We start from the raw sequence: 22,139 nt of genomic DNA, 5'->3' as shown, positions 1-22,139 counted from the left end.
CGCGAATACTAAATATTGATATTCTAGTACTAGAAATTATATGGGGGTCATACATAACTATGAAGACTAAAATCAAGAAAATCCTATCCTTTGCTACCGTAACATTTGCGGCTGGTGTTGCACTTACTGCATGTTCGGGTAAAAAGCAGGGTGGAAGCGGTAACTCAACTGATAGCGCAAAGCATTCAATCGCGTTGATTACTGATACTGCGGGTGTTAATGATAATTCATTTAACCAATCCGCTTGGCGTGGATTTAAGGCATATGGCAAAGATCATAACTTAAAGCGTGGTAAGAACGGCTATCAGTACTTCCAATCGAGTAGTGCAGCTGACTTTGAGCCAAACTTTGACCAAGCTAGCAAAGCAGGATACCAAACAATTTTTGGTATTGGTTATAGTCTGAAAGATGCTGTTAGTGCAGCAGCTAAAAAGGACCCTAAGAAGAACTTTGTTATCGTTGATGAAGTAATCAAAGGTCAAAAGAACGTTGCTTCAGCTAACTTCAAGAGTGAGCAAGCTTCATACTTAGCCGGTGTTGCAGCAGCAACTCAAACTAAGACAGGTGTCATTGGTTTTATCGGTGGAGCTCACGGTAACATTATTGATTTGTTTGACGCAGGTTTTACTAAAGGTGTTAACGATCAAGCTAAGAAGTTAAATAAGAAGGTTACACTTCTAAATCAATATGTTGGTAACTTTACAAGTGCTGACAAGGAAAAAGCTATCGCACAATCAATGTACGCTAAAAAAGCTGACATTATCTTCCACGCTTCTGGTTTAGCTGGTAATGGTCTCTTCCAAGAAGCTAAGGCAATCAACCAAAACCGTCCTGCTGATAAGAAAGTTTGGGTTATCGGCGTTGATGTTGACCAATCATATTTAGGTAATTACAAGAGTAAGGATGGCAAGAAAGACAACTTTGTATTAACTTCAGTAATCACTGGTGTTAATGTTGCTACTCACGATATTGCTAACCGTGCATATAACGGTAAGTTTCCTGGCGGTAAAGAATTAGTTTACGGTTTGAAGACAAACGGTGTTTCCATTACCCGCGGCCATATCGAAGACAAGGCTTGGAAATACTCACGTGATGCACGTCAACAAATTATTGACGGTGAAATCAAAGTTCCAATTCACCCTTCAAAATAGTTCGATTTTGGAATAACAAAAGTTTTTATATGCAAAGTCGAATAGATTCATCTTGTCTTTTTACGTATTTTATAATAAAGTAATAGATGAAAAGTTCGTATTTTTGTGGAGGATAAAAACTAACAATGGGTAAAAAACTTGCGAGACTTTTGTCATTAGGAACTGTGGCTGCTTCAATTACTTTATTAATGAGCGGTTGTTCTGGAAAGAAACAGAATTCAACCGGTGAAAGTAAAAAGAATAGCATCGCCTTAATTACTGATAGCAACGGCGTAAACGACCAATCTTTCAACCAAGCTGCCTGGGAAGGCTTTAAAGCTTATGGTAAAGAACAAGGTCTTAAAAAGGGAAGTGGCTATCAATACTTCCAGTCAAACAGCGCAACAGACTATACGCCTAACTTTAACCAAGCGGCTAAATCAGGCTACAAAACTATTTTTGGCATTGGTTACTTATTAAAAGATTCGGTTAGCGAAGCTGCTAAGAAAAATCCAAAGAAGAATTTTGTAATTGTCGATGATGTAATCACCGGACAAAAGAATGTTGCTTCGGTAACTTTTAAGAGTAACCAAGCTTCATACCTTGGTGGTGTAGCTGCTGCTTACTCAACTAAAACTAACAAAGTCGGTTTTGTTGGTGGGGCTAAGTCAACCATTATTGAAAGCTTTGAAAACGGCTTTAAACAAGGTGTTGCAGATGCCGCTAAGGCAATGCACAAGAAGATAACAGTTGACTCACAATATGTTGGTAACTTTACCTCAACAGATAAAGCGAAATCAATGGCACAATCGATGTACGCAAACAAGTGCGATATTATCTTCCAAGCTGCTGGTTCAGCTGGTAACGGTGTTTTCCAAGAAGCCAAAGCTCACAACCAAGCACATGCTGCTAGTCAAAAAGTTTGGGTAGTTGGTGTCGACGTTGACCAAGAAAACATGGGACAGTATAAAGACAAAGATGGCAAGAAAGACAACTTTACCTTAACTTCTGTTTTAAAGGGCTTGGACGTTGCCACTAAATCTTTAGCAGATGATGCGGTTAAGGGTAAGTTCCCTGGTGGCAAGCACCTTGTTTATTCTTTAAAGGGCAACGGTGTTTCAGTTACAAAGGGTAATTTATCATCAAAAGCTTGGAGTGCAGTTCAGAAATCTAGGGCTGATATCTTAGCTGGTAAAATTACTGTAGCCGGAGATTAATCGCAAATAATCAAGTAATAGGAAACTCTTTGTGTTTTAATATACAAAGAGTTTTTTATAGAAAGAAATATAAGCAAAATGGAAAATACGACGAATGTAATCGAGATGAAGCATATTGTCAAAGATTTTAATGGCTTTAAAGCAAATAATGACATTAATCTAACTTTGCGCAAAGGAGAAATCCTAGCTCTTCTTGGTGAAAATGGTGCTGGCAAGTCAACCTTGATGAGTATTTTGTCTGGTTTGCTAATGCCAACTTCTGGTGAAATTGATGTTCGTGGTCAAGAAGTTGAAATTAAAAATCCGACTGTTGCCAAGAACTTAGGAATTGGAATGGTTCACCAGCACTTTATGTTGATGGAATCATTCACGGTTTTAGAAAATATTATTTTAGGTCATGAAACCACTAAGGGACCAAAGCTAGATTTTAAAAAAGCGCAACAACAAATTGAGGAGTTGTCGCAACGCTATAATTTGAACATTGATCCTAAAAAGAAGGTTAGTGAAATTACGGTTGCACAGCAACAACGAGTAGAAATCCTTAAGGTGCTCTACCGTGGTGCTGATATCATGATTTTTGATGAACCAACTGCTGTTTTGACCCCGCAAGAAATTACGGAATTTATTCAAATTATTAAAGAACTGGCTAAAGAAGGTAAGTCAATCATTCTGATTACGCATAAACTTGAAGAAATCAAGCGTGCTGCAGATCGGGTTACGGTTATCCGTGCAGGTAAGAGTGTTGGTACTTTTGATGTTAGCGATGTAACTAATAACCGCTTGGCTGAATTAATGGTCGGCCGTCACGTTAACATGAAGCTAGATAAGCCTAGTGCTGAAGTAGGGAAAACTACACTTAAAGTTAATGACCTTAAGGTTAAGAACAAACAAGGTATTCTCGCATTAAAGGGATTGTCATTTAATCTGCGTGCTGGCGAAATTTTGGGTGTTGCCGGTATTGACGGCAACGGACAAGACGAATTAGTACGAGCTTTGACGGGAATGCAACATGTTGATTCCGGCAAGATAAGCATTAATGATGAAGATATGACCAATCAAAAGGTACGAAAAATCACCGAAAAGGGTGTTTCGTACATTCCTTCTGATCGGCAAAAATATGGTTTAATTTTGCCATTTTCAATCTCGGATAATTTGGCGTTACAGAATTATTATCATCAACCGTATTCAAGCCACCATGTAATGCACTACGATTTAATTCATCAACATGCCGATGAGTTGATTAAAAAGTTCGATATTAGAACGACTGGTAGCAGTTTGCCAGTAAGTGACTTATCCGGTGGTAATCAACAAAAGGTAATTATTGCACGTGAATTAGATCTTGACAGTGATTTGATTATTGCCTTTCAGCCTACTCGTGGCCTTGATGTTGGTGCGATTGAATATATCCACCAGCAACTTTTGCTTGAACGTGCAAAAGGAAAAGCAATTTTGCTAATTTCTTATGAATTAGATGAAATTATGCAATTGTCTGATCGGATTATTGTTCTTCATGATGGCGACATTTCTGGTGAAGTTAAGCCGGAAGAAACAAGCGATGAAGAATTAGGCTTGTTAATGACTGGCATTAAGAAAGAAGGCAACGCTCTTGCTTAAAGTAACACCAAAAACGAAAAAAATCTTAGTACCACTAATTTCTATTTTTGCTGGTTTTCTAGTTGGTGCATTGATTATGTTGATTTGGAGCTACAATCCCTTTGAAGCATATTCATCAATGTTCTCTAGCGCTTTAGGCAACATGAATGGAATTGGTGAAACAATCCGTGAAGCGACGCCGCTTATTTTTACTGCAATTGGCTTTGCCATTGCTTCAAGTGCCGGCTTCTTTAATATTGGTTTGCCTGGTCAGGCACAAGCCGGTTGGTTAACTTCAATCTGGATCGTACTTGCTAATCCAAACATGCCAAAAGTTATCTTACTGCCATTAGCAGTTATTGCCGGTGCCCTTGCTGGTGCTGCTGTAGCTGGTGTTGCCGGTTGGCTGCGTGCACAATTTGGAACAAATGAAGTTATTACTACTATCATGCTGAACTACATTGTGCTCTATTCTTGCCAGTACTTGATGCAACAAGTTATGTCTAGCAAATTAAGAATCGATACTGATACAACTAAGACAATTACTGCTAACGGTAGTTTGAAAATTGATTGGTTGAGTTCAATGTTTGGCGATTCTAGAATTAACGCAGGTATTTTCTTAGCCTTAATCGGTGTTTTCATTTACTGGTACTTAATGAAAAAGACAACGACTGGTTTTGAGATTCGCTCAGTTGGTGCTAATCCTTATGCGAGTCGCTATGCCGGAATGTCAACGAAAAAGAATATTATCTACTCAATGCTTCTTTCAGGTGGCTTTGCTGGCTTAGGTGGTGTTGTTCAGGGACTTGGAACTTACCAAAACTACTTTACCCAGACTACTAGTTTGGACATTGGTTGGGATGGTTTGTCTGTTGCGCTACTTGGTGGCGGAACTGCAATCGGTATCTTGCTGGCAGCCATTTTGTTTTCAATTTTGAAAATCGGTGGCCTAGGAATGCAAACAATTGCGGGTATTCCTTATGAAATAGTTTCGATTGTAATTGCGGCAATTATTTTCTTTGTGGCAATTCAATATGTCATTGGACTTTTATTTAAGACTCGCAAGGCATCAGTTGAAGAGCCTGAACAAAAGACAGACGTCACTGGCACTACAAATACAACGTCAACTGAAGGAGGACAAAGGTAATGAATTTAGTTGGAATATTATCTTTATTGGTTTCGTCAACTTTTGTTTACTCTACGCCACTAGTTTTTACAGCTCTAGGCGGGGTTTATAGTGAAAACTCTGGTATTACTAACGTCGGTCTTGAAGGTATCATGACGATGGGCGCTTTTTCTTCAGTTGTCTTCAATCTGACCTTTGCTTCAACTTTTGGTAAATTGACACCATGGTTGGGTTTACTAGTTGGCGGCGTTGTTGGATTGCTATTTTCACTATTGCATGCTGTAGCAACGATTAATTTCCACGCTGACCACGTAATCAGTGGTACTGTGCTTAATTTAATGGCACCACCACTAGGCGTCTTTTTGGTAAAGGCAATTTATGATAAAGGTCAAACTGAAAATATCACTCAAAGCTTTGGTTACTTTAGTTTTCCTGGTCTTGCTGATATTCCAGTCATTGGACCAATTTTGTTTAAGAACACCTCTGCTCCTGCTTGGGTAGCAATTATCGTTTCAATTATCCTTTGGTGGGTATTGTATAAAACGCGCTTTGGTTTGCGTTTACGTGCCTGTGGTGAAAACCCACAAGCAGCCGACACAATGGGTGTTAATGTCTATGGGATGCGCTATGCTGGTGTTCTGATTTCTGGCTTTTTAGGCGGAATTGGTGGTGCTGTTTTTGCTCAAGCAATTTCCGGTAACTTTTCAATTTCGACCATTGTAGGTCAAGGATTCATGGCTTTAGCAGCAATGATTTTTGGTAAATGGAACCCAATTGGTGCGATGCTTGCATCACTGTTCTTTGGTTTTGCTCAGAGTATCAGTATTATTGGTAATCAATTACCATTTTTCAACCATATTCCATCCGTTTACATGCAGATTGCACCATATGTAATCACGATTGTGATCCTAGTTCTGTTCTTTGGTAAGTCAGTTGCACCAGCTGCTGATGGTCAAAATTATATTAAGTCGAAATAAGGAGAAAAATGAAAGAATTCTATTTCAATCACGATGGTAATATCGATGATTTAGTATCATACCTATTGTTTTTACAAGCACCAGAAATCAAGTTGCTTGGTGTTGGTGCAATCGATGCCGACGGTTATGTTGATCCATCAGTTGAGGTCTGCCGTAAGTTAACCGATCGTTTTAATACGCGCGGTGATAAGCTAGAAGTTGCTAAGTCAAATTCACGTGCTGTTAACCAGTTTCCTGAAGCTTGGCGGACAGCATCGTACTCTTTCAATTCATTACCAATTCTCAATGAATCAGGCAAAATGGTTACCAAGGAAGCAGACCAACCTGCTCACTTAGACATGGTCACTAAGCTCGAAAATGCTACTGAGCCTGTAACTGTTGTTATGACAGGTCCATTGACTGACTTGGCTCGTGCCCTAGATGCTGCTCCTGAAATTGAAACAAAAATTGAAAAACTTTATTGGATGGGCGGCTCCCTTGATGGTCACGGAAATGTTGTCCAAGTTAATGCAGATGGCACGCAAGAATGGAATGCATTCTGGGATCCATACGCTGTTGAGCGTGTACTAGCTTCAAATATTCCAATGGAAGTCATTGGCCTAGAAAGTAGTGAGGAACTACCGCTAACAAATGAATTGAAGATGCACTGGGCAGGTTTACGCAAGTATCCAGCTGTTGACTTGGCTGGCCAAGCTTATAGTCTTCTAGTTAATCCACCAATTCAAACAGCTCAACTATACTTTTGGGATATTTTAACTGTTATCAGTGCACTTTATCCTGAAGTTGTTTTAACAGCAGAAAAACGTAAGGTAAAAGTCATCACTAAGGGAACTGCTGCTGGCCGAATGGAAGAAGATCCAAATGGCCGTGAAATAACTTTAGTAACTAAAGCAGACAAAGATTTATTCTTCAAGAAGTTTGACGAATTACTTATGCGTGCAAAATAATAAACAAAAAAGAGTGAAGTTCATAATTTTGAACTTCACTCTTTTATTTTGCCTATTTTTAGTTTAAGCGATTGATTCCCAAGCAGCTGACTTACTAATTTGAAAGTTTGTTAAAGTCATTTATCATAATTTACGAACATTATACTTGAGTGCTAAAAATAATATACAGTTTATTCCATTTGCTTAACGGTACTTATTGTAGCCGATTTGTTAGAAAAAGTGGCCTTGAAAGTTTTGATAAACTAATGTAATCTGTTATTAACTTATGCATACAATTTTATGTATATATCAGTATAATATTCGTGTTTTATGGAGGGATAAATTGAAACGAGGACTTAGGTATGACTTCGACTTGCTGGCACTTTTATTAATACCAGTTGGTGTAGCGTTAAATTTTGTTGGATATCAGTTGTCAGCGGCACTAAAGCTACCTGTTTGGATTGATCAAGTAGGAACTTGTTTTGTATCTATGATTGCAGGTCCATGGGTCGGCATGGTGATGGCTTTATTAGGAAATATAATTAACGGTATGCTAATACCAACAGCAATTCCGTTTGCTTTAGTAGCTATGACTAACGCATTATTTGTTGGTTTATTTTCACGGTTTAAGTTTTTTAGCAACATTTTTACGACAATTATTGCTTGTGCAGTTGTCAATGTTGCAACTGCAATACCTTCAGCTATAGTAACAACTTTTGTGTTTGGTGGAGTAACTGGATCTGGTAGTGATTTAATTACAGCCGCCTTTTTAGCAGCAGGTAAAGTTTTGCTTTGGTCTACAATCCAAGCAAACTTAGTTGGAGGTACTTTTAGTGTGGCCTTTAATTTCACAATTGCATGGTTGTTGGTAAGACGTTTGCCAGACAGATTTTTAATTAAGTTAAATTATGGTCGTCCTTACATTAAGAATAGAGAGGCTTTAGCATATGCTTAAATGGTTTAAAGGACTTTATCCTTCAACGAAGGCACTAATTGTTTTGCTTCTCATTTTGCTTAGCATGATGAGCTCAAAATGGCAGGTTCAATTATGTTTAATAGCGGTAACGATGATTTTAGCTTTGCTCTCAGGAACACTTGTAAGGCTAATTAAACTGTTTTTTGAGTCTTTAGCATTAATTGTTATTTTCTTGTTTGTAATGCAAGTTTTCTTTATCGGATATCCTGATTCACATCAAATTTGGTGGATCATCAAATTCTCACAAACAGGCTTTAATACTGCAACAATATTGGCGTGCAGAATAATTGCTATTTCATTGCCGATCATTTGGTATTTCTTAGTTACTTCTAATAGCGTTATTATTCAAGCTTTAGATCAAACCAAGTTGCCTAAAAAAGTTATATTTGTTTTAGCATCAACCATTCAGGTTGTTCCTCAATTAATGTGGCAATCGAATACCATTAATGAAGCTCAGCAAGCAAGGGGAGTAGAAACTACTGGCTCAATCTGGCAAAGAATAAAAACCTTTGTACCAATGATGGGGCCTTTGGTTTTATCTTCCGTAGAACAAAATGAAGAAAAAGTTTTAACTTTACAAGCACGTGGCTTTTCTAATCCAACACCTAGGACAACTTTGCATCATATTTCCAAAAGAAGAATTGACTATTTGTTAGATATAATGCTTGGTTTGATCTTAATTATTTTTGTTATTTGGGGAGGAAAGATTTTATGAGTTTACTAGAATTGCAACATATAAGTTATCGCTATCCGTTAACCCCAGAACTTACGGTTAAAGATCTATCACTAAAGGTTGAGCCAGGTGAGGTACTAGGTATTGTTGGCAGTAATGGTTCTGGCAAAACGACTATTTGTAATATCATGCGTGGTTTTATTCCTGGTTTTTATAAGGGAGAGCTTGAAGGAAAAGTTGTTTTTGAAGATCAGCCGCTGGATACTTCTAATCTTGGCAGCTTAGCACAAAAGATTGGTTATGCGTTTCAAAATCCTTTCACACAAATAACAGGTGTTAAATATTCAGTCTATGATGAGATAGGCTATGGCTTGGAAAATTTGTCTGTTCCTAGAGAAGAAGCAAATAATAAAATTGAACAGGTAATAGAGCTACTAAACTTGCAAAAAATACGTAATCAAAATCCGTATGATTTGTCAGGTGGGCAAAAGCAAATGGTGGCTTTGGCATCAGTTATTGTATTAGATCCCGAATTGATTATTTTGGATGAGCCTACTTCGCAACTGGATCCTAGTTCGACATTAGCTGTATATGATATTGTTAAGAACTTGAAAGAGCAGGGAAAGACAATCATTATTGTTGATCATAAGGTTGATTTGTTAGCACAAATTTGTGATGAAATTGCTGTGATTCAGGATGGACAACTTGCACTTAAAGGTGAAACGCATCATGTTTTTAGCGATAAAAAAGTGATAGAAGCAGGTGGACAGTTGCCAGAAGTATCCGACTTTTACTTACAAGTACATCCGGAAGCAAAGAAGGTTCCAGTTACGATTGATGAAGCATATAAAATGTTAAAGGAAGCTAAAGTATGAGCTATTTAAGTCTGCAGGATGTCTGCTATTCGTATGATAATGAACATAATGCGGTTGAAAATGTCAGTTTAGATCTTGAACTGGGTGAAGCGGTAGCTATTATCGGACAAAATGGTGCTGGTAAAACTACGACTGTAAAAATGATGAATGGTTTAATTAGACCTAGTAAGGGTCGGGTTTTACTTGACGGCAATGATACTAACGGAATTAGTGTTGCAAAATTGTCTCAGCATGTTGGCTATGTATTTCAAAATCCTGATGAACAAATTTTTCAGGATTCAGTTGAAAAGGAAATTGCATTTTCGCTCAAAAAGCAAAAGTTGTCACCGGTTGAAATAGACACCAGAGTGAAAGATGCTGCCACACTCTGTCATTTGGACAAAAAACTAAATGAACATCCATATAATTTGCCATATTCACAAAGAAAGTTTGTCACAATTGCAGCAATTATTGCGATGGATCCTGAAATAATGATATTTGATGAGCCAACTGCTGGACAGGATCATAGTTCAATTGTGCGCTTGAATAAAATTATCAAGAAACTAACTAGCATGAATAAACTGGTGATTACAATTACGCACGACATGAGTTTTGTCGTTAATAACTTTGAGCATGTCATAGTTTTTGCACAGGCACACAAACAAAAAGAAGGCTCACCTGCGGAGATTTTTAGTGATGACGCTCTCTTACGCAAAAGTAAATTAGAGCCGCCAGTAATTGCTCAACTTGCTCAAAAGCTTGGCTTTGACGAGGCTTTAACAATTGAAGATTTAGTAAGAGCCGTAAATTGATGAATATTTTATATGACTGTGATCCTGGTCAAGATGATGCAATGGCATTATTAACTGCTCTAGGTAATCCGGATAAGGTGAAAATTCTATGTGTATCTACTGTTGGTGGAAACCAGGACATTAACTTAGTAACTCAAAATGCTGGTCATTTGCTTGCGTTTTGTGAGCAACAAATTCCTCTAGTTAAAGGGCAGGCGGGACCATTGCTTAATCAATTGCACGTGCAACCAGAAGCTCATGGAAAAACGGGGATGGATGGCTCTAATAATTTAGATAGATACAATTATCCAGTTAGAAAAGATAATACGATTTTGTTTATGGCAGACATATTGAAAAAGCAACCAGAAAAGGTGACTATTGTTGCTACAGGTCCGCTAACCAATATTGCTTTGTTAATAAAAACTTTTCCTGAAACATTAGCTAAAATTGCTAAAATTGTTGTTATGGGCGGTGGCATAGACCATGGTAATGTTACTAAATTAGCTGAATTCAATATTTGGACAGATCCTGAAGCAGCACAGATTGTCTTTGATTCACCGCTAGAAGTGGTTATGGCCGGCTTGGATGTAACCGAAAAAACAACTATTACTAAAAAGCAGATAGCGAGTCTTCAAGCTGGTGGTTCTGTATCTAAATTAGCAGGTAATTTGCTACATTTTTATCAAAAGTCCGGTGAACAATTTGGTTTCATAGACTCACCGGTACATGATTTGGTTGCAATGGAATATGCAATTTGGCCAGAATTGTTTGAAACAGTTCCAGCCAATATCAAAATTAGTACTGATCACGGAGACACATATGGTCAAACCTATATCGCTAGAGAAGCAAATGACCATAAGGGGACTGAAAATGTACTGATTAAAAGACTGAAAGTAGATCTATTTTTTGCTCGTTTACAAAAAAGTTTGCTGTTCCTAGACCAAAAATTAGACAGCTAAAACTAAAAATTATTGATCTGATTAAATGTTAATTTAGACAAAAAAAGACGAAATTCATAATTGAATTTCGTCTTTTTTGTATCTATCAACCAGTTTAAGCGATTGAATCCCAAGCAGGAAGATCTGTAATTGGGCCTTCTGCCAAGGCAAGCTGTTCAGAAGTTAAGTACTTCTTGTGTACGACAACTTCGTAAACGTAGTCCTTGAACCAGTCATTATTCATAACGAAGAAGCCCTTGTCACCGTTTTGTTCGCCCCATGAGTTTTCAACTTTCCATTGACGAATGTGACCATTATCTTCATCAACACCAACTAGCGTCATAGCGTGAGTAGCTGAGCCAGCACCAGTACGCAATCTGTCAGCCTTAGACATTGTTAAATCAACGCCAAACAGCTCGTTGAACTTGTATAGATTGTTGTCAAGGTAGCCTGCCTTACGGTCACTTTGTATACCAACATCATTACCAAACCAAACAGCTTCACCGTCTTTTAATTGGTTAACTGCGTAAGTTTCCAAAAATTCCATTGGCAAGTTTAGGAACTTGATTCGGCAGACACCTTCAACGTTATCAGCGAATGGTAGACCGTAGAGCTTGTTGTATTCATGATCAGGTGCATTTGTTAATACAACGTAGTCATCAAAGTCAACATCGCCCATGTACTTGTGCAAAAATTCGAGTGGGGTTAAGTCTTTATCCAAGTGATATTTCTTATCGTCATCACGATATTCCAAATCGAATTTCTTTGGTGGTTCACCAACAGCAATTGCTGTCATTTGGTAAACTTCACCTAAAAATTGTTCACGTGCTTTTTCGACTTCTTCGTCTTTTCCTTCTTGCTTTAGTTTACGCAAAACCAAAGCGTCTTTCTTCAGCTTGTCACCCAAAGCCTTACCCAAGGCACTGGTGTTATTAGCGTTAAAACTTTCCGGCATTGCATAAGAAGGTACAACACCATATTTTTCAATCAAAGCAGCTCCCATGTGGAAATGACCACCATCTTGACCGGCACCTTCTAAAATAGCTCTAACTGTCCGTGAGTTGAGGGGCTTGTCTGCTGTGTCCAAAATGTTGTCATAAAAAATGTTTGCACGCTCGATTTTGTCCCAGAAGAAGTTGTAACTTTGTGAAAAAGTAAAATTCTTACAGTTATGCTTTTTACCAAAGTTGTGGCGCAAAATATTTAGAGTGGCGAATTCCCAGCAACGACCAGATTGACGTTGATTAGTAACGTTTTCTGTGTCTAATTCTGTTGAGAAAACACGAGTTAGTTCGCCTTGTACCCGTTCATTGTAAGCAGCAGCTAACACACCACTTTTTTGAGTTGCACGTGCAACTACTTGATTTTTAGGGTTTTGATTAAAATTGTCCGTAAACTTTTCTAGTTCTTGGACAGTAACTTGATGTCCCATAGATAATTCTCCTTTTTTAATCTAATTTTAAATTACTTTCTATTTTAATCTAAAAGAAAAGTGGGTTCAATAGCTGAACCCACTTTAGAGAATTAGTTGTATTGGCAACTTATCTAGAACTTCTTGCAATTAAAATATAAATAAGCTAATCAATTTGAATTGAATTATCACTTTGATCAGAACTTTGTTTTGGTAAAGTAATAGTCAATACACCATTATCATACTTTGCACTGATCTCACTTGCAACTACATTTGGTAATCTAAAGCTACGAGAAATGTGACCATCGATTCTTTCACGATGAATAAGGCTGTTGTCCTTGGACATATCTTTAAATGACTTTCTTGAGCCTGAAACGCTTAAAATACCATTATTGTAGCTTAGATTAATGTTGCTCTTATCCATTCCTGGCATATCAACTTTAATCACATATTCTTTATCGTTTTCAATTACATCTGATTGCATTAATTTGGCAACATTAGTATCGTCAAAAAACTTTCTAGGAAGATCAAACCAATCATTCATTGCATCAAATAAGTCATTACGACGATTCATCATATCATTTGCCATAATTTAAAACTTCCTTTCAATTTTTTTGTTTTCAATTTAGTTAAATATGTAAGTAAAGACTTTCATTTCTTCCTTACAATTAATATTATAGTACCATTATTCGAAAAGTGAACAACTTTTTAGCACTTTTCTTCATCGAGTGCTAAAAAATAGAACAAAACGTTGATATATCAAGAAAAAAACTTGTATAATTTTTTTGCGAAAAAGTAAAAAAGGAGATAAAACTTTGGTTTATTATCAGAAAATGACGCCAACAGGCTACCAAAAAATTGAAGAAGAAATTGCTCGTTTAAAAAAGGACCGACCAAGACGAATCAAAATTTTGCAGGAGGCCCGATCACTTGGTGATTTATCGGAAAATACCGAGTATACAGAGGCTAAGAGAGACTTGGGGCACCTGCAAAGCCGTTTGCGCTACCTTGAAAAGCAATTGAAATATGCTGAAGTAATTGAAAAGAACGATGATGGCAAAGTTGATTTAGGTAAAACAGTAACGCTTCGTTTTGATGATGATGAAGAAACAGAAAAGTATCAGATCGTTGGACGAATGGAAGCTGATATTGCCGAAGGCAAAATTTCCTTTGACTCACCTTTGGGCCAGGCAATAAATAAAAAAGAAGCTGGAGCAGTGGTAAAGGTTGCAGCTCCTGCGGGTGAATACCAAGTGACAATTCTTGCAGTTGAATAAAAAATCCTTGCCGAATCGAACTTACGTTTGTATAATTTGTAATACAAACAAGAGTTCGGAATGGAAGTGGTAAAAAATGTATGATTATCGTTATGAACCTCATAATGTAGTGTTTATGATTGATAATAAATCGTTTTTTGCTAGCTGCGAAGCAATTGAATTAGGTCTTAATCCAATGAAGGCGGTATTGGCAGTTGCGTCTCATCAGCAAGATGAGGAAAGTTACGGTTCTGGCTTAATCATGGCTGCTTCGCCCTTAGCTAAGGCAAAATATGGTCTAAATAATGTAATGCGGGTTCGTGATGTTCCTAGCAAAAAAGAGGCACCTGACTTAATTTTGGTGCCCCCACATATGAATTTATATATTAAGCGCAGTACGCAGATACTTGAAATCTTTCGTCAATTTGCGGCTGATGAAGATATTCATCCCTATTCCATTGATGAAAGCATGATTGACATGACAAAATCTTGGCATTTATTTGGTGATGATCCATATTTAGTTGCGCGTAAGATTCAGCTCGAAATCAAAAATAAGCTTGGCTTTTATACCACATGTGGAATTGGTGAAAATCCCTTATTGGCTAAATTATCAATGGATATTTCGGCTAAGCATCGTCACTCAATGATTGACTATTGGCACTATATTGATGTTCCTGATACTATCTGGCAGATTAAAGACATGGAAGAAGTCTGTGGCATTGGTAAGCGCACAGCAAAGCATCTGCGCCAGCTTAACATTAATAATATGTATGAACTAGCACATTCGGATCCTGCAATTCTAAAAAAAGAGTTTGGCGTAATGGGCGAGCAGTTATTTGCAATGAGTTGGGGGGTTGACCGAAGCATTATTAGAGAACAGTATTTTCCAAAAATGAAGAACTATGGCAATTCACAAATTTTGACAAGAGATTATACGGATCAGCGTGAAATAGAGATTGTCTTGCGTGAAATTAGTGAACAAGTGGCAGCTCGGATTAGATCACATAGAGTGCAGACGGGATGCATTAGCTTGATGGTGAACTTTTCAAAATATCGGCTTAAGGGTAAACGGAAGGGTTTTAACGTTCAGCAAAAAGTTTGTCCAACTAATGATAATGATGCAATTGCAGCAGAAGTGCTTGCCCTTTTTCGCAAAAATTGGCGTGGAGAAAGGGTTCGTGCTTTAGGGGTGAGTTGTGGTGATTTGCATCCCGATAATTACCAACAATTGACCTTCTTTGTGCAACCAAGTCAACAGATTAAAAAGAAAAAAATTGATCAAACAGTTGATCAAATAAGACAAAAATATGGTTTTACAAGCTTAGTCAAGGCTTCAAGTCTGCTTCATGGCGCAACTGCAATTAAACGTAGTAGCTTGGTTGGGGGCCATAATGGCGGTAATGCTTACGATTAGTGCTTAGCCTTTCTTAAATGAAAAATCGTGCTGGTGTTTCATAAAGTAGTCTTTTTTTGCTATAATATGGAATTTGTAGGGTACACAAAGAGATAGGGGTAATTGATAGTGAATACACCAGCATCAAGACAGGGTAACCTAATACGCTATATTTTCTATTTAATTGGTTACTTGATGGTTGCCGGCGCGTTCAAACTGGTTACGATGAATTCACCAATTCACATCTGGGATTTGATTTTGTTTATAACCATTTCTTTGATGGTGTTGCTATTTTTTATTTACCGGTTTAATCGTGAGCAACGCTTTTTCGATAGAAGCTATTCTGGTTCCTGGCTTAATAACTTTGGCTTAATTATTGCTTCAACAATTGTTATAACAGTCTTACGCATTTTTGTTTCATGGCTACAATCAACTGGAAAATTAAAAATGTATCATTTTCAGATTGCTTATTTGCAACATGAATCGACTTTAGCCTATTGGTTTCTCGTATTGGCGTTGGGTGTGGTTATACCAGTTTTACAGGAATTCTTGATTACTGGTTTCTTGTTCAATTACGCTTTTCGCAAAAACACAGTAATGACAGCAGTTTTGGGTATTATTGTTTCAGGCGTTTTGTTTAGTTTGCTAAACTGGCAAGATTCAATTGCGCTTTTGCTAGTTAATGCGCTTTTTGGCGCAATATTTGCATGGTCGTATCTGCATACCCAGACAATTTGGATGCCAATCTACTTGGCGGTCCTAAATAGCGTAATTCTAATTATTATGACTTAAGCAAAATAACATAAAACAAAAAAGGCAACGATGATTAATCGTTGCCTTTTTCTTGTTAAGCGGATAGCGTGAATCGAACCCGCATCTTCAGCTTGGGAAGCTAACGTTCTACCATTAAACTATACCCGCATTACTCAAATAGTTTACCATGTTTCTTTTTTGAAACCAAGCACAGATTTGGTAATTAGCTTATGAAGAAGTTGAAGTTATTTTAAAAAGATACTTACTGCCGCTGAGGAAGCTTGGCACTTGTAAACTGAAAGTGACTACGATCAACGAGGGATGAAAAGTCCTGAAAAAGCCACTGACGCAATTCGCTAGGTTTGATCACTAGCGGCATCCGATCGTGCACTTTGGCATATTCTGCTGACGGTTGTGTGGTAACCATTGAAAAATGGTCTTTTTGATAGATGCCTGCAATCAAGGTTAATGGTTCATTGGCAGTTTGGAAATAATAGCGCTCATGATATTCATGGTTGTTAGTAGCAACATAAGTTTCACGACTGGATTCAAAAAACTGGCTGGCAATAATGATGCACCGATATTTAGCAAAGGAAGAATCCCACATTGACTTCTTTTGCTCAAAAAAACGTTCAACGCGTGCGTTAAAAAGCACCTTTTGGTGGTCAAATGGACTAGGGTAACCCCAAGCTTTTGACTGGAGTTGAAGCTGATCATTTTGGTATAGCAACACTGAAGCGGCCCCTTTTGGAAAAACTGCCTGATTTTGTGGTAAGTTTTTATCGGGCTCAATTAATGGTAGGTTTAAGTCATTTACTAAGTATTTTTTAATATCTGCTAAGGTAGGCAGCTGAAATTGATTGCACATTTTATCCTCCATGTTTAATCATTGCTTGATTTTTGGTAGAATTAACTATAATTATTACATTAAAACAGTTTTTAAGTTTTCAGAAAGGTAAAAACCATGGCTAAAAAAGTTATTTTGACGGGTGACCGCCCAACCGGAAAGCTCCACGTTGGGCATTACATCGGTTCCTTAAAAAATCGGGTAATGCTACAAAATTCAGGGGAGTATCAGCCTTATATCATGATTGCTGATACACAAGCATTAACTGATAACGCTCGCGATCCCGAAAAAATTCGTAATAGTCTCATTCAAGTCGCATTGGATTATTTGGCTGTTGGCATTGACCCTGAAAAATCAACCATTTTTGTGCAATCACAAATTTCTGCACTATTTGAATTGACGGCATATTATATGGACCTTGTGACTGTGAGCCGCTTGGAGCGTAATCCAACAGTTAAGGCTGAAATTAAGCAAAAGAACTTTAATGATTCCATTCCGGTTGGCTTTCTGAACTACCCAGTTTCACAGGCAGCTGATATTACTGCGTTTAAGGCAACGCTAGTGCCAGTTGGTGATGACCAAGAGCCAATGCTTGAGCAGGCACGTGAAATTGTTCGCACGTTTAACCGCGTTTATGACTGCAATGTTTTGGTTGAACCAGAAGGTTACTTTCCTGAAAAAGGTCAGGGTCGTTTACCAGGACTCGATGGTAACGCCAAAATGTCAAAATCTTTAGGTAATGCGATTTATCTATCAGATGATTCTGAAACTGTTCAGAAAAAGGTCATGTCAATGTACACTGACCCTGATCACATTCACGTTGAAGATCCAGGCAAGGTTGAAGGCAATACTGTTTTCACTTACCTCGACATTTTCGATCCTGATAAGAATAAGGTAGCGCAATTAAAGGAAGATTACCAAAAAGGCGGCTTGGGTGACGTCAAAATTAAGCGCTACTTAAACGAAGTGCTTGAAAACGAATTGGCACCAATTCGCCAGCGCAGAGCAGAATATGAACAAAAGCAAGATGAAGTTTATGAAATGCTAATCGAAGGCTCGGAAAAAGCCAACCAGGTTGCAAATCAAACCTTAAGTGAGGTAAGGGATGCAATTGGTCTGAACTATTTTAAGAGGTAAAAAAGATGCGTGATCGGATTCCTTGGAAGCAATATTTTATGATGCAGGCGTTGGTGATTGCCCAACGTTCCACCTGTGATCGTGCGCTTGTTGGTAGTGTTCTGGTTAAGGATAACCGGATAATTGGTACGGGCTATAATGGCTCTGTTACGAATGAACCACACTGCGATGATGTTGGCCACCAGCTGGTCGATGGCCACTGCGTCCGCACCATTCACTCCGAAATGAACTCGCTTATTCAGTGCGCTCGTAATGGCGTTTCAACTGATGGTACGGAGATCTATGTCACGCATTTTCCATGCTATAATTGCGCCAAGTCGCTGGTTCAAGCTGGAGTTAAGAAGATTAATTATTATTTTGACTATCACGACAGTCCGTTAACAATTGCACTGTTTAAAGATTGTGGGGTTCCTTATGAGCAAATTAAAATCGACCGAAATTACGTGGAGCAATTGGCACGTAAATTGGAAGATGCTGAAAACTAAGCTAGTAGCAGTTATTGCACTAATCAGTCTTTTTCTGACAACGACCGCTTTTTCAAATCCAGATTTACACGATAACTGTAATTTGGTAGAAAAAGAAACTAGCAAGTTAATTAAGGAGAAAAACAACCGATATTTACAAACTAGTGAGCAACCTAAAATTATTGTGAAAACGGTCAATCGGGTTGATCATTTAACACCTAAGAAACTAAGCAAGTATAAGCGTACTGTTTTTATTGTTGTGGGTTATAAGGACAAAAAGAAAAATGTTCAGATCTATTCCAGCAAGGATTTGCATAGTGCCTTTACTGCTGACATTAGGGGCAACATTATTCGATCACAATCTGATCAGCTTCGTAGCAATAATAAAAAAGAGTTTAATAAGGGCCTGCGGTTTGTTTTTAGGGCTTGCGCCACAACAATTGATCAGCGTTACCAATATGCACTAGATAAATATGATTTATCAAACGATGAAAGGACACAGCTCACGCATCCGCGCCGTCTGGCATTACCGATTGCCTTGGCATTAGTACTCGTAATCGGTGGGTTATTATATTTCTTCAAAACTAATATGCAACTAAAGAAATAAATTAAATAACTTGACTTAGCGCAGTTTGATATATTACACTCAATATGAAAATTAAATAGCAACAAATAAACTGTTAGGTGAGACTCCTACGTGAACATATGCTATCGCCCGGAAACATCCAGAGATGCCAACGAGTCAAATAGTTTCCGTCGACATAAGGCGGCAACCAGATAGCTAGCTCTAAGCTTACGTCACGTAGTGTTAAAACTGAACGACGAGTATTAATGATACCTTGTTTTAAAGGGGTCGCCAGCGGTATGTAGGCGGCCCCTTTTTAGTTTGTTTGAGTTCTTTGAAAAAAGGAGTGAGAATGATGCTGAGAAAACCAAATGAGGCAACCAGCAACAAGGATTTAGAACTGGTGAAGGCAATTGCCAAAGAAAGCAGGTCTGAAACTTTAGCTAGACTACATGCAAGTAGTGAAGGCTTATCCACTGAGCAAGCAGAAAAAAATCGTGAGGAGTATGGCGCAAATACAATTGAGTCCACCCAACACAATTCAAAATTGCGCTTTTTGGTAGAAGCCTTTATTACACCGTTTACACTGGTAATATTAGTTTTAGCTGCTTTGTCACTATGTACAGATTATATTTTTGTACCAGCAGGTGAAAAAGACTTAACTACCGTTTTAATCATGTTAATCATGGTATTTATTTCGGGAGTAACTAGTTTTATTCAAAATGTCCGGTCATCAAACGCGGTCGATTCACTGCTCAAGATGGTTTCTGTAACAACAGACATTATCAGAGACGGTAAGGACCAAGAAATTGATACCAGCGAAGTAGTCGTTGGCGATATCATCAGACTGGCTGCAGGCGACATGGTTCCTGCAGATATGCGTCTTTTAAATAGTAAAGATTTGTTCTGTTCATCCAGTTCACTAAACGGTGAATCGAATCCAGTAGAAAAGATTGCGACTAAGAAACCAAAAATTGGTGCCGATCGAGATTACCTCGACTACCCTAATGTTCTTTACGAAGGGACCACAATTGTTTCTGGCTCCGGGCTAGGCGTGGTTTTTGCCACTGGTGAACGGACCATGTTTGGTAAACTGGCTCATGATATTTCACACAATGATGTCAAAAACACTGCTTTTGATGTCGGCATCAAAAATGTTTCTAAGTTGTTGATTATCATGACGGCAATTATTGCACCACTTGTTTTCATTATTAACGGCTTAACAAAAGGGGACTGGGTTAGTGCATTAATCTTTTCAATCGCAACTGCCGTTGGCTTAACACCGGAAATGTTGCCAGTAATTGTTACAACCAATTTGGTTAAGGGTTCAATCGAAATGTCTAAAAAAGGCACGATTGTTAAGAAGATGAATTCAATCCAGAACTTTGGTTCAGCTGATATTCTATGTACTGATAAGACCGGTACATTAACTCAGGATAAAGTGGTTTTAGAGCGTCACTATGACCTCAACTTGCACGAAAACCAACATGTTTTGGAATTAGGCTATTTGAATTCATACTATCAAACAGGAATGAAAAACTTGATTGATAAGGCAATTATTGAAGCTGCCGGTGATGAACTAGACATTAATGAAATTCAACGTGACTACAACAAAATTGACGAAATTCCGTTTGACTTTTCTAGAAGAAGAATGAGCGTGGTTGTGGAAAATTCTGACCGTGAGCACGGTGAACACCTTTTGGTAACTAAGGGTGCGTCCGAGGAAATGATGGCTGTTTCCACTAAGATCGAGGTTGACGGACAGATTTTGCCACTTACTGATGAACGCAAGAAAAAGGTAATGGACAAAGTCAATGATATGAACGATGATGGCTTGCGGGTTATCATGATGGCATATAAGCGCAATCCAGCACCCGTTGGTGAATTCTCTGTTAAAGATGAGAGTGATTTGATTCTATGCGGCTTCCTTGCCTTTCTTGATCCACCAAAGGAAAGTGCTAAGGCTGCCCTTGCACGACTCAAGGATGATGGAATTACCGTTAAAATTCTAACGGGCGATAATGAAGCTGTTACCAGAACAGTTGGTTTACAAGTTGGCTTGAATGTTGACACTGTCTATTCTGGTGCAGACTTAGAAGGTAAGAGCCCTGAAGAATTGGCAAAAATGGTGGAAGAGTGCAACATTTTTGTTAAGTTATCTCCAGAAGACAAAACCAACATTATAAACTTATTGAAAGACAACGGTCACACGGTTGGCTACATGGGCGATGGCATCAACGATGCCCCTGCAATGAAAGCCGCAGACGTTTCAATCTCAGTTGATACAGCAGTTGATATTGCTAAGGAATCAGCTGACATTATCTTATTACACAAAGATCTGAACGTACTAGAAACAGGCGTTAGAATTGGGCGTAAAGTCTTTGGTAACACGATGAAGTATATTAAGATTACCTTATCATCCAACTTTGGTAATATCCTGTCGATTATGGTTGCCTCTTCATTTTTACCATTCTTACCAATGTTGCCATTACAACTGTTAGCACTAGACTTACTGTATGGAACTAGTTGTTTATCGCTGCCATTTGATGATATGTCTGATGAATTCTTGCGTGAGCCGCGTACTTGGTCAACGAAAAAGCTGCCAAAATTCATGTTCTACTTCGGACCAACTTCATCCGTTTTTGATATTTTGACGTTTGCACTGCTGTACTTCGTCATTTGTCCACATTTAGTTGGTGGCAGCTTTACTGCAATTGGGCCAGCTAAACAAGCAGCGTTTATCGCATTGTTCCACACTGGCTGGTTTATTGAATCACTTTGGACACAAGAAATGGTTATTCATGCTTTGCGTGATCCACGCTTACCATTTATTGGCCAGCACGCATCGCCAAGCGTTACTTTGTCTACTTTTGGCGCAGGGGTAATTGGAACATTGATTCCATTTTCCTTCCTTGCACAAAAACTAGGCTTTGGACCAATGCCAATTTCCTTTATCTGGGTTGTTTTAGTGATTTTAGTTCTCTATATCTTGTTGACGATGATTGTAAAACACTTCTACATGAAAGATGAAAAATTCTTAATTTAAATAGGCAAATCTTTATAATATATCTAAAAAAGGGAACTCCGTGAGGAATTCTCTTTTTTATTGATG

Annotated in this window: 21 protein-coding genes, 1 tRNA gene and 1 riboswitch; of the genes, 18 read left to right on the top strand and 4 right to left on the bottom strand. The window is 38.2% G+C overall.

Features of this window, described 5'->3' with window-relative positions; translation table 11 throughout:
• The first annotated feature begins 59 nt into the window (after positions 1-59).
• From H3T48_RS00915 to H3T48_RS00865, 11 genes are all read left to right on the top strand, one after another.
• Positions 60-1,151 carry a BMP family protein gene (locus tag H3T48_RS00915; protein WP_046307744.1) on the top strand — a complete coding sequence of 364 codons (1,092 nt, stop codon included), beginning with the start codon at positions 60-62 and terminating at the stop codon, positions 1,149-1,151.
• A 125-nt stretch (positions 1,152-1,276) separates the two neighbouring features.
• Positions 1,277-2,347: a BMP family protein gene (locus H3T48_RS00910; protein WP_198187801.1), complete on the top strand. Its 1,071-nt coding sequence runs from the start codon at positions 1,277-1,279 to the stop codon at positions 2,345-2,347.
• A gap of 78 nt (positions 2,348-2,425) precedes the next feature.
• Positions 2,426-3,961 (top strand): ABC transporter ATP-binding protein, encoded by a 1,536-nt coding sequence (locus tag H3T48_RS00905; RefSeq protein ID WP_198187798.1) that lies wholly within the window; start codon positions 2,426-2,428, stop codon positions 3,959-3,961.
• Positions 3,954-5,087, top strand: coding sequence for an ABC transporter permease (locus H3T48_RS00900; protein WP_198187797.1), 1,134 nt, complete (start codon positions 3,954-3,956; stop codon positions 5,085-5,087). The genes H3T48_RS00905 and H3T48_RS00900 overlap by 8 nt, the downstream gene beginning before the upstream one ends.
• Positions 5,087-6,043, top strand: a complete 957-nt coding sequence (locus H3T48_RS00895) for an ABC transporter permease (RefSeq protein WP_046307737.1) — start codon at positions 5,087-5,089, stop codon at positions 6,041-6,043. The genes H3T48_RS00900 and H3T48_RS00895 overlap by 1 nt, the downstream gene beginning before the upstream one ends.
• Before the next feature lie 8 nt (positions 6,044-6,051).
• On the top strand, positions 6,052-6,990 hold the full coding sequence (locus tag H3T48_RS00890; protein ID WP_122035982.1) for a nucleoside hydrolase: 939 nt from the start codon (positions 6,052-6,054) through the stop codon (positions 6,988-6,990).
• A gap of 322 nt (positions 6,991-7,312) precedes the next feature.
• Positions 7,313-7,924, top strand: coding sequence for an ECF transporter S component (locus H3T48_RS00885; RefSeq protein WP_122035980.1), 612 nt, complete (start codon positions 7,313-7,315; stop codon positions 7,922-7,924).
• Positions 7,917-8,660, top strand: a complete 744-nt coding sequence (locus H3T48_RS00880) for an energy-coupling factor transporter transmembrane component T (RefSeq protein ID WP_198187796.1) — start codon at positions 7,917-7,919, stop codon at positions 8,658-8,660. The genes H3T48_RS00885 and H3T48_RS00880 overlap by 8 nt, the downstream gene beginning before the upstream one ends.
• Complete coding sequence (locus tag H3T48_RS00875) at positions 8,657-9,493, top strand: energy-coupling factor ABC transporter ATP-binding protein (protein WP_198187795.1); 837 nt, start codon at positions 8,657-8,659, stop codon at positions 9,491-9,493. Before H3T48_RS00880 ends, H3T48_RS00875 begins: the two co-directional genes overlap by 4 nt.
• Positions 9,490-10,284, top strand: a complete 795-nt coding sequence (locus H3T48_RS00870; protein ID WP_198187793.1) for an energy-coupling factor ABC transporter ATP-binding protein — start codon at positions 9,490-9,492, stop codon at positions 10,282-10,284. The genes H3T48_RS00875 and H3T48_RS00870 overlap by 4 nt, the downstream gene beginning before the upstream one ends.
• Positions 10,284-11,222 (top strand): nucleoside hydrolase, encoded by a 939-nt coding sequence (locus H3T48_RS00865; protein ID WP_198187791.1) that lies wholly within the window; start codon positions 10,284-10,286, stop codon positions 11,220-11,222. The genes H3T48_RS00870 and H3T48_RS00865 overlap by 1 nt, the downstream gene beginning before the upstream one ends.
• A gap of 94 nt (positions 11,223-11,316) precedes the next feature.
• Here the strand turns inward: H3T48_RS00865 and H3T48_RS00860 are convergent, their stop codons facing one another.
• Positions 11,317-12,633 carry a C1 family peptidase gene (locus tag H3T48_RS00860; protein WP_109715836.1) on the bottom strand — a complete coding sequence of 439 codons (1,317 nt, stop codon included), beginning with the start codon at positions 12,631-12,633 and terminating at the stop codon, positions 11,317-11,319.
• Positions 12,634-12,778: 145 nt separating this feature from the next.
• Entirely contained in the window at positions 12,779-13,201 is a 423-nt protein-coding gene (locus H3T48_RS00855; RefSeq protein ID WP_046307732.1) for an Hsp20/alpha crystallin family protein, read from the bottom strand.
• A 226-nt stretch (positions 13,202-13,427) separates the two neighbouring features.
• On the opposite strand from H3T48_RS00855, the gene greA reads away from it, so the two are divergent.
• The 3 genes from greA to H3T48_RS00840 all read left to right on the top strand — a co-directional run bounded on the left by greA (position 13,428) and on the right by H3T48_RS00840 (position 16,053).
• Positions 13,428-13,889, top strand: a complete 462-nt coding sequence (gene greA / locus H3T48_RS00850; RefSeq protein WP_198187788.1) for a transcription elongation factor GreA — start codon at positions 13,428-13,430, stop codon at positions 13,887-13,889.
• A 76-nt stretch (positions 13,890-13,965) separates the two neighbouring features.
• Positions 13,966-15,282, top strand: coding sequence for a nucleotidyltransferase (locus tag H3T48_RS00845; RefSeq protein ID WP_198187785.1), 1,317 nt, complete (start codon positions 13,966-13,968; stop codon positions 15,280-15,282).
• A gap of 108 nt (positions 15,283-15,390) precedes the next feature.
• Positions 15,391-16,053, top strand: coding sequence for a CPBP family intramembrane glutamic endopeptidase (locus tag H3T48_RS00840; RefSeq protein WP_187158363.1), 663 nt, complete (start codon positions 15,391-15,393; stop codon positions 16,051-16,053).
• A gap of 58 nt (positions 16,054-16,111) precedes the next feature.
• On the opposite strand, the gene H3T48_RS00835 is transcribed toward H3T48_RS00840, so the two are convergent.
• Both H3T48_RS00835 and H3T48_RS00830 read right to left on the bottom strand, forming a co-directional pair.
• Positions 16,112-16,182 (bottom strand) — tRNA-Gly (locus H3T48_RS00835).
• Positions 16,183-16,276: 94 nt separating this feature from the next.
• Complete coding sequence (locus tag H3T48_RS00830; RefSeq protein WP_198187783.1) at positions 16,277-16,882, bottom strand: SOS response-associated peptidase family protein; 606 nt, start codon at positions 16,880-16,882, stop codon at positions 16,277-16,279.
• A 96-nt stretch (positions 16,883-16,978) separates the two neighbouring features.
• Between H3T48_RS00830 and trpS the strand changes: the two genes are divergently transcribed.
• The 4 genes from trpS (at position 16,979) to mgtA (ending at position 22,073) form a co-directional block, all read left to right on the top strand.
• Positions 16,979-17,998: a tryptophan--tRNA ligase gene (gene trpS / locus H3T48_RS00825; RefSeq protein ID WP_198187781.1), complete on the top strand. Its 1,020-nt coding sequence runs from the start codon at positions 16,979-16,981 to the stop codon at positions 17,996-17,998.
• Positions 17,999-18,003: 5 nt separating this feature from the next.
• On the top strand, positions 18,004-18,483 hold the full coding sequence (locus H3T48_RS00820; RefSeq protein ID WP_109715831.1) for a deaminase: 480 nt from the start codon (positions 18,004-18,006) through the stop codon (positions 18,481-18,483).
• Complete coding sequence (locus tag H3T48_RS00815) at positions 18,413-19,069, top strand: TPM domain-containing protein (protein WP_370567500.1); 657 nt, start codon at positions 18,413-18,415, stop codon at positions 19,067-19,069. Before H3T48_RS00820 ends, H3T48_RS00815 begins: the two co-directional genes overlap by 71 nt.
• A gap of 62 nt (positions 19,070-19,131) precedes the next feature.
• Positions 19,132-19,296: riboswitch (M-box (ykoK) riboswitch) on the top strand.
• An 86-nt stretch (positions 19,297-19,382) separates the two neighbouring features.
• Positions 19,383-22,073, top strand: a complete 2,691-nt coding sequence (mgtA, locus tag H3T48_RS00810; protein WP_198188291.1) for a magnesium-translocating P-type ATPase — start codon at positions 19,383-19,385, stop codon at positions 22,071-22,073.
• The last annotated feature ends 66 nt before the right edge of the window (positions 22,074-22,139 follow it).

The organism is Lactobacillus sp. M0403, assembly GCF_016101265.1.
GTDB lineage: Bacteria > Bacillota > Bacilli > Lactobacillales > Lactobacillaceae > Lactobacillus > Lactobacillus apis.
Note: the sequence above shows the minus strand (reverse complement) of the source record. Positions and strands in the feature narration are given on the sequence as shown.

Bases quoted from the DNA above. Each gene is read 5' to 3' on its own strand.
- H3T48_RS00915 (WP_046307744.1), top strand. From the start codon at position 60: ATGAAGACTAAAATCAAGAAAATCCTATCCTTTGCTACCGTAACATTT.
- H3T48_RS00910 (WP_198187801.1), top strand. From the start codon at position 1,277: ATGGGTAAAAAACTTGCGAGACTTTTGTCATTAGGAACTGTGGCTGCT.
- H3T48_RS00905 (WP_198187798.1), top strand. From the start codon at position 2,426: ATGGAAAATACGACGAATGTAATCGAGATGAAGCATATTGTCAAAGAT.
- H3T48_RS00895 (WP_046307737.1), top strand. From the start codon at position 5,087: ATGAATTTAGTTGGAATATTATCTTTATTGGTTTCGTCAACTTTTGTT.
- H3T48_RS00890 (WP_122035982.1), top strand. From the start codon at position 6,052: ATGAAAGAATTCTATTTCAATCACGATGGTAATATCGATGATTTAGTA.
- H3T48_RS00880 (WP_198187796.1), top strand. From the start codon at position 7,917: ATGCTTAAATGGTTTAAAGGACTTTATCCTTCAACGAAGGCACTAATT.
- H3T48_RS00875 (WP_198187795.1), top strand. From the start codon at position 8,657: ATGAGTTTACTAGAATTGCAACATATAAGTTATCGCTATCCGTTAACC.
- H3T48_RS00870 (WP_198187793.1), top strand. From the start codon at position 9,490: ATGAGCTATTTAAGTCTGCAGGATGTCTGCTATTCGTATGATAATGAA.
- H3T48_RS00865 (WP_198187791.1), top strand. From the start codon at position 10,284: ATGAATATTTTATATGACTGTGATCCTGGTCAAGATGATGCAATGGCA.
- H3T48_RS00860 (WP_109715836.1), bottom strand. From the start codon at position 12,633: ATGGGACATCAAGTTACTGTCCAAGAACTAGAAAAGTTTACGGACAAT.
- H3T48_RS00855 (WP_046307732.1), bottom strand. From the start codon at position 13,201: ATGGCAAATGATATGATGAATCGTCGTAATGACTTATTTGATGCAATG.
- H3T48_RS00845 (WP_198187785.1), top strand. From the start codon at position 13,966: ATGTATGATTATCGTTATGAACCTCATAATGTAGTGTTTATGATTGAT.
- H3T48_RS00830 (WP_198187783.1), bottom strand. From the start codon at position 16,882: ATGTGCAATCAATTTCAGCTGCCTACCTTAGCAGATATTAAAAAATAC.
- trpS (WP_198187781.1), top strand. From the start codon at position 16,979: ATGGCTAAAAAAGTTATTTTGACGGGTGACCGCCCAACCGGAAAGCTC.
- H3T48_RS00820 (WP_109715831.1), top strand. From the start codon at position 18,004: ATGCGTGATCGGATTCCTTGGAAGCAATATTTTATGATGCAGGCGTTG.
- H3T48_RS00815 (WP_370567500.1), top strand. From the start codon at position 18,413: ATGAGCAAATTAAAATCGACCGAAATTACGTGGAGCAATTGGCACGTA.
- mgtA (WP_198188291.1), top strand. From the start codon at position 19,383: ATGCTGAGAAAACCAAATGAGGCAACCAGCAACAAGGATTTAGAACTG.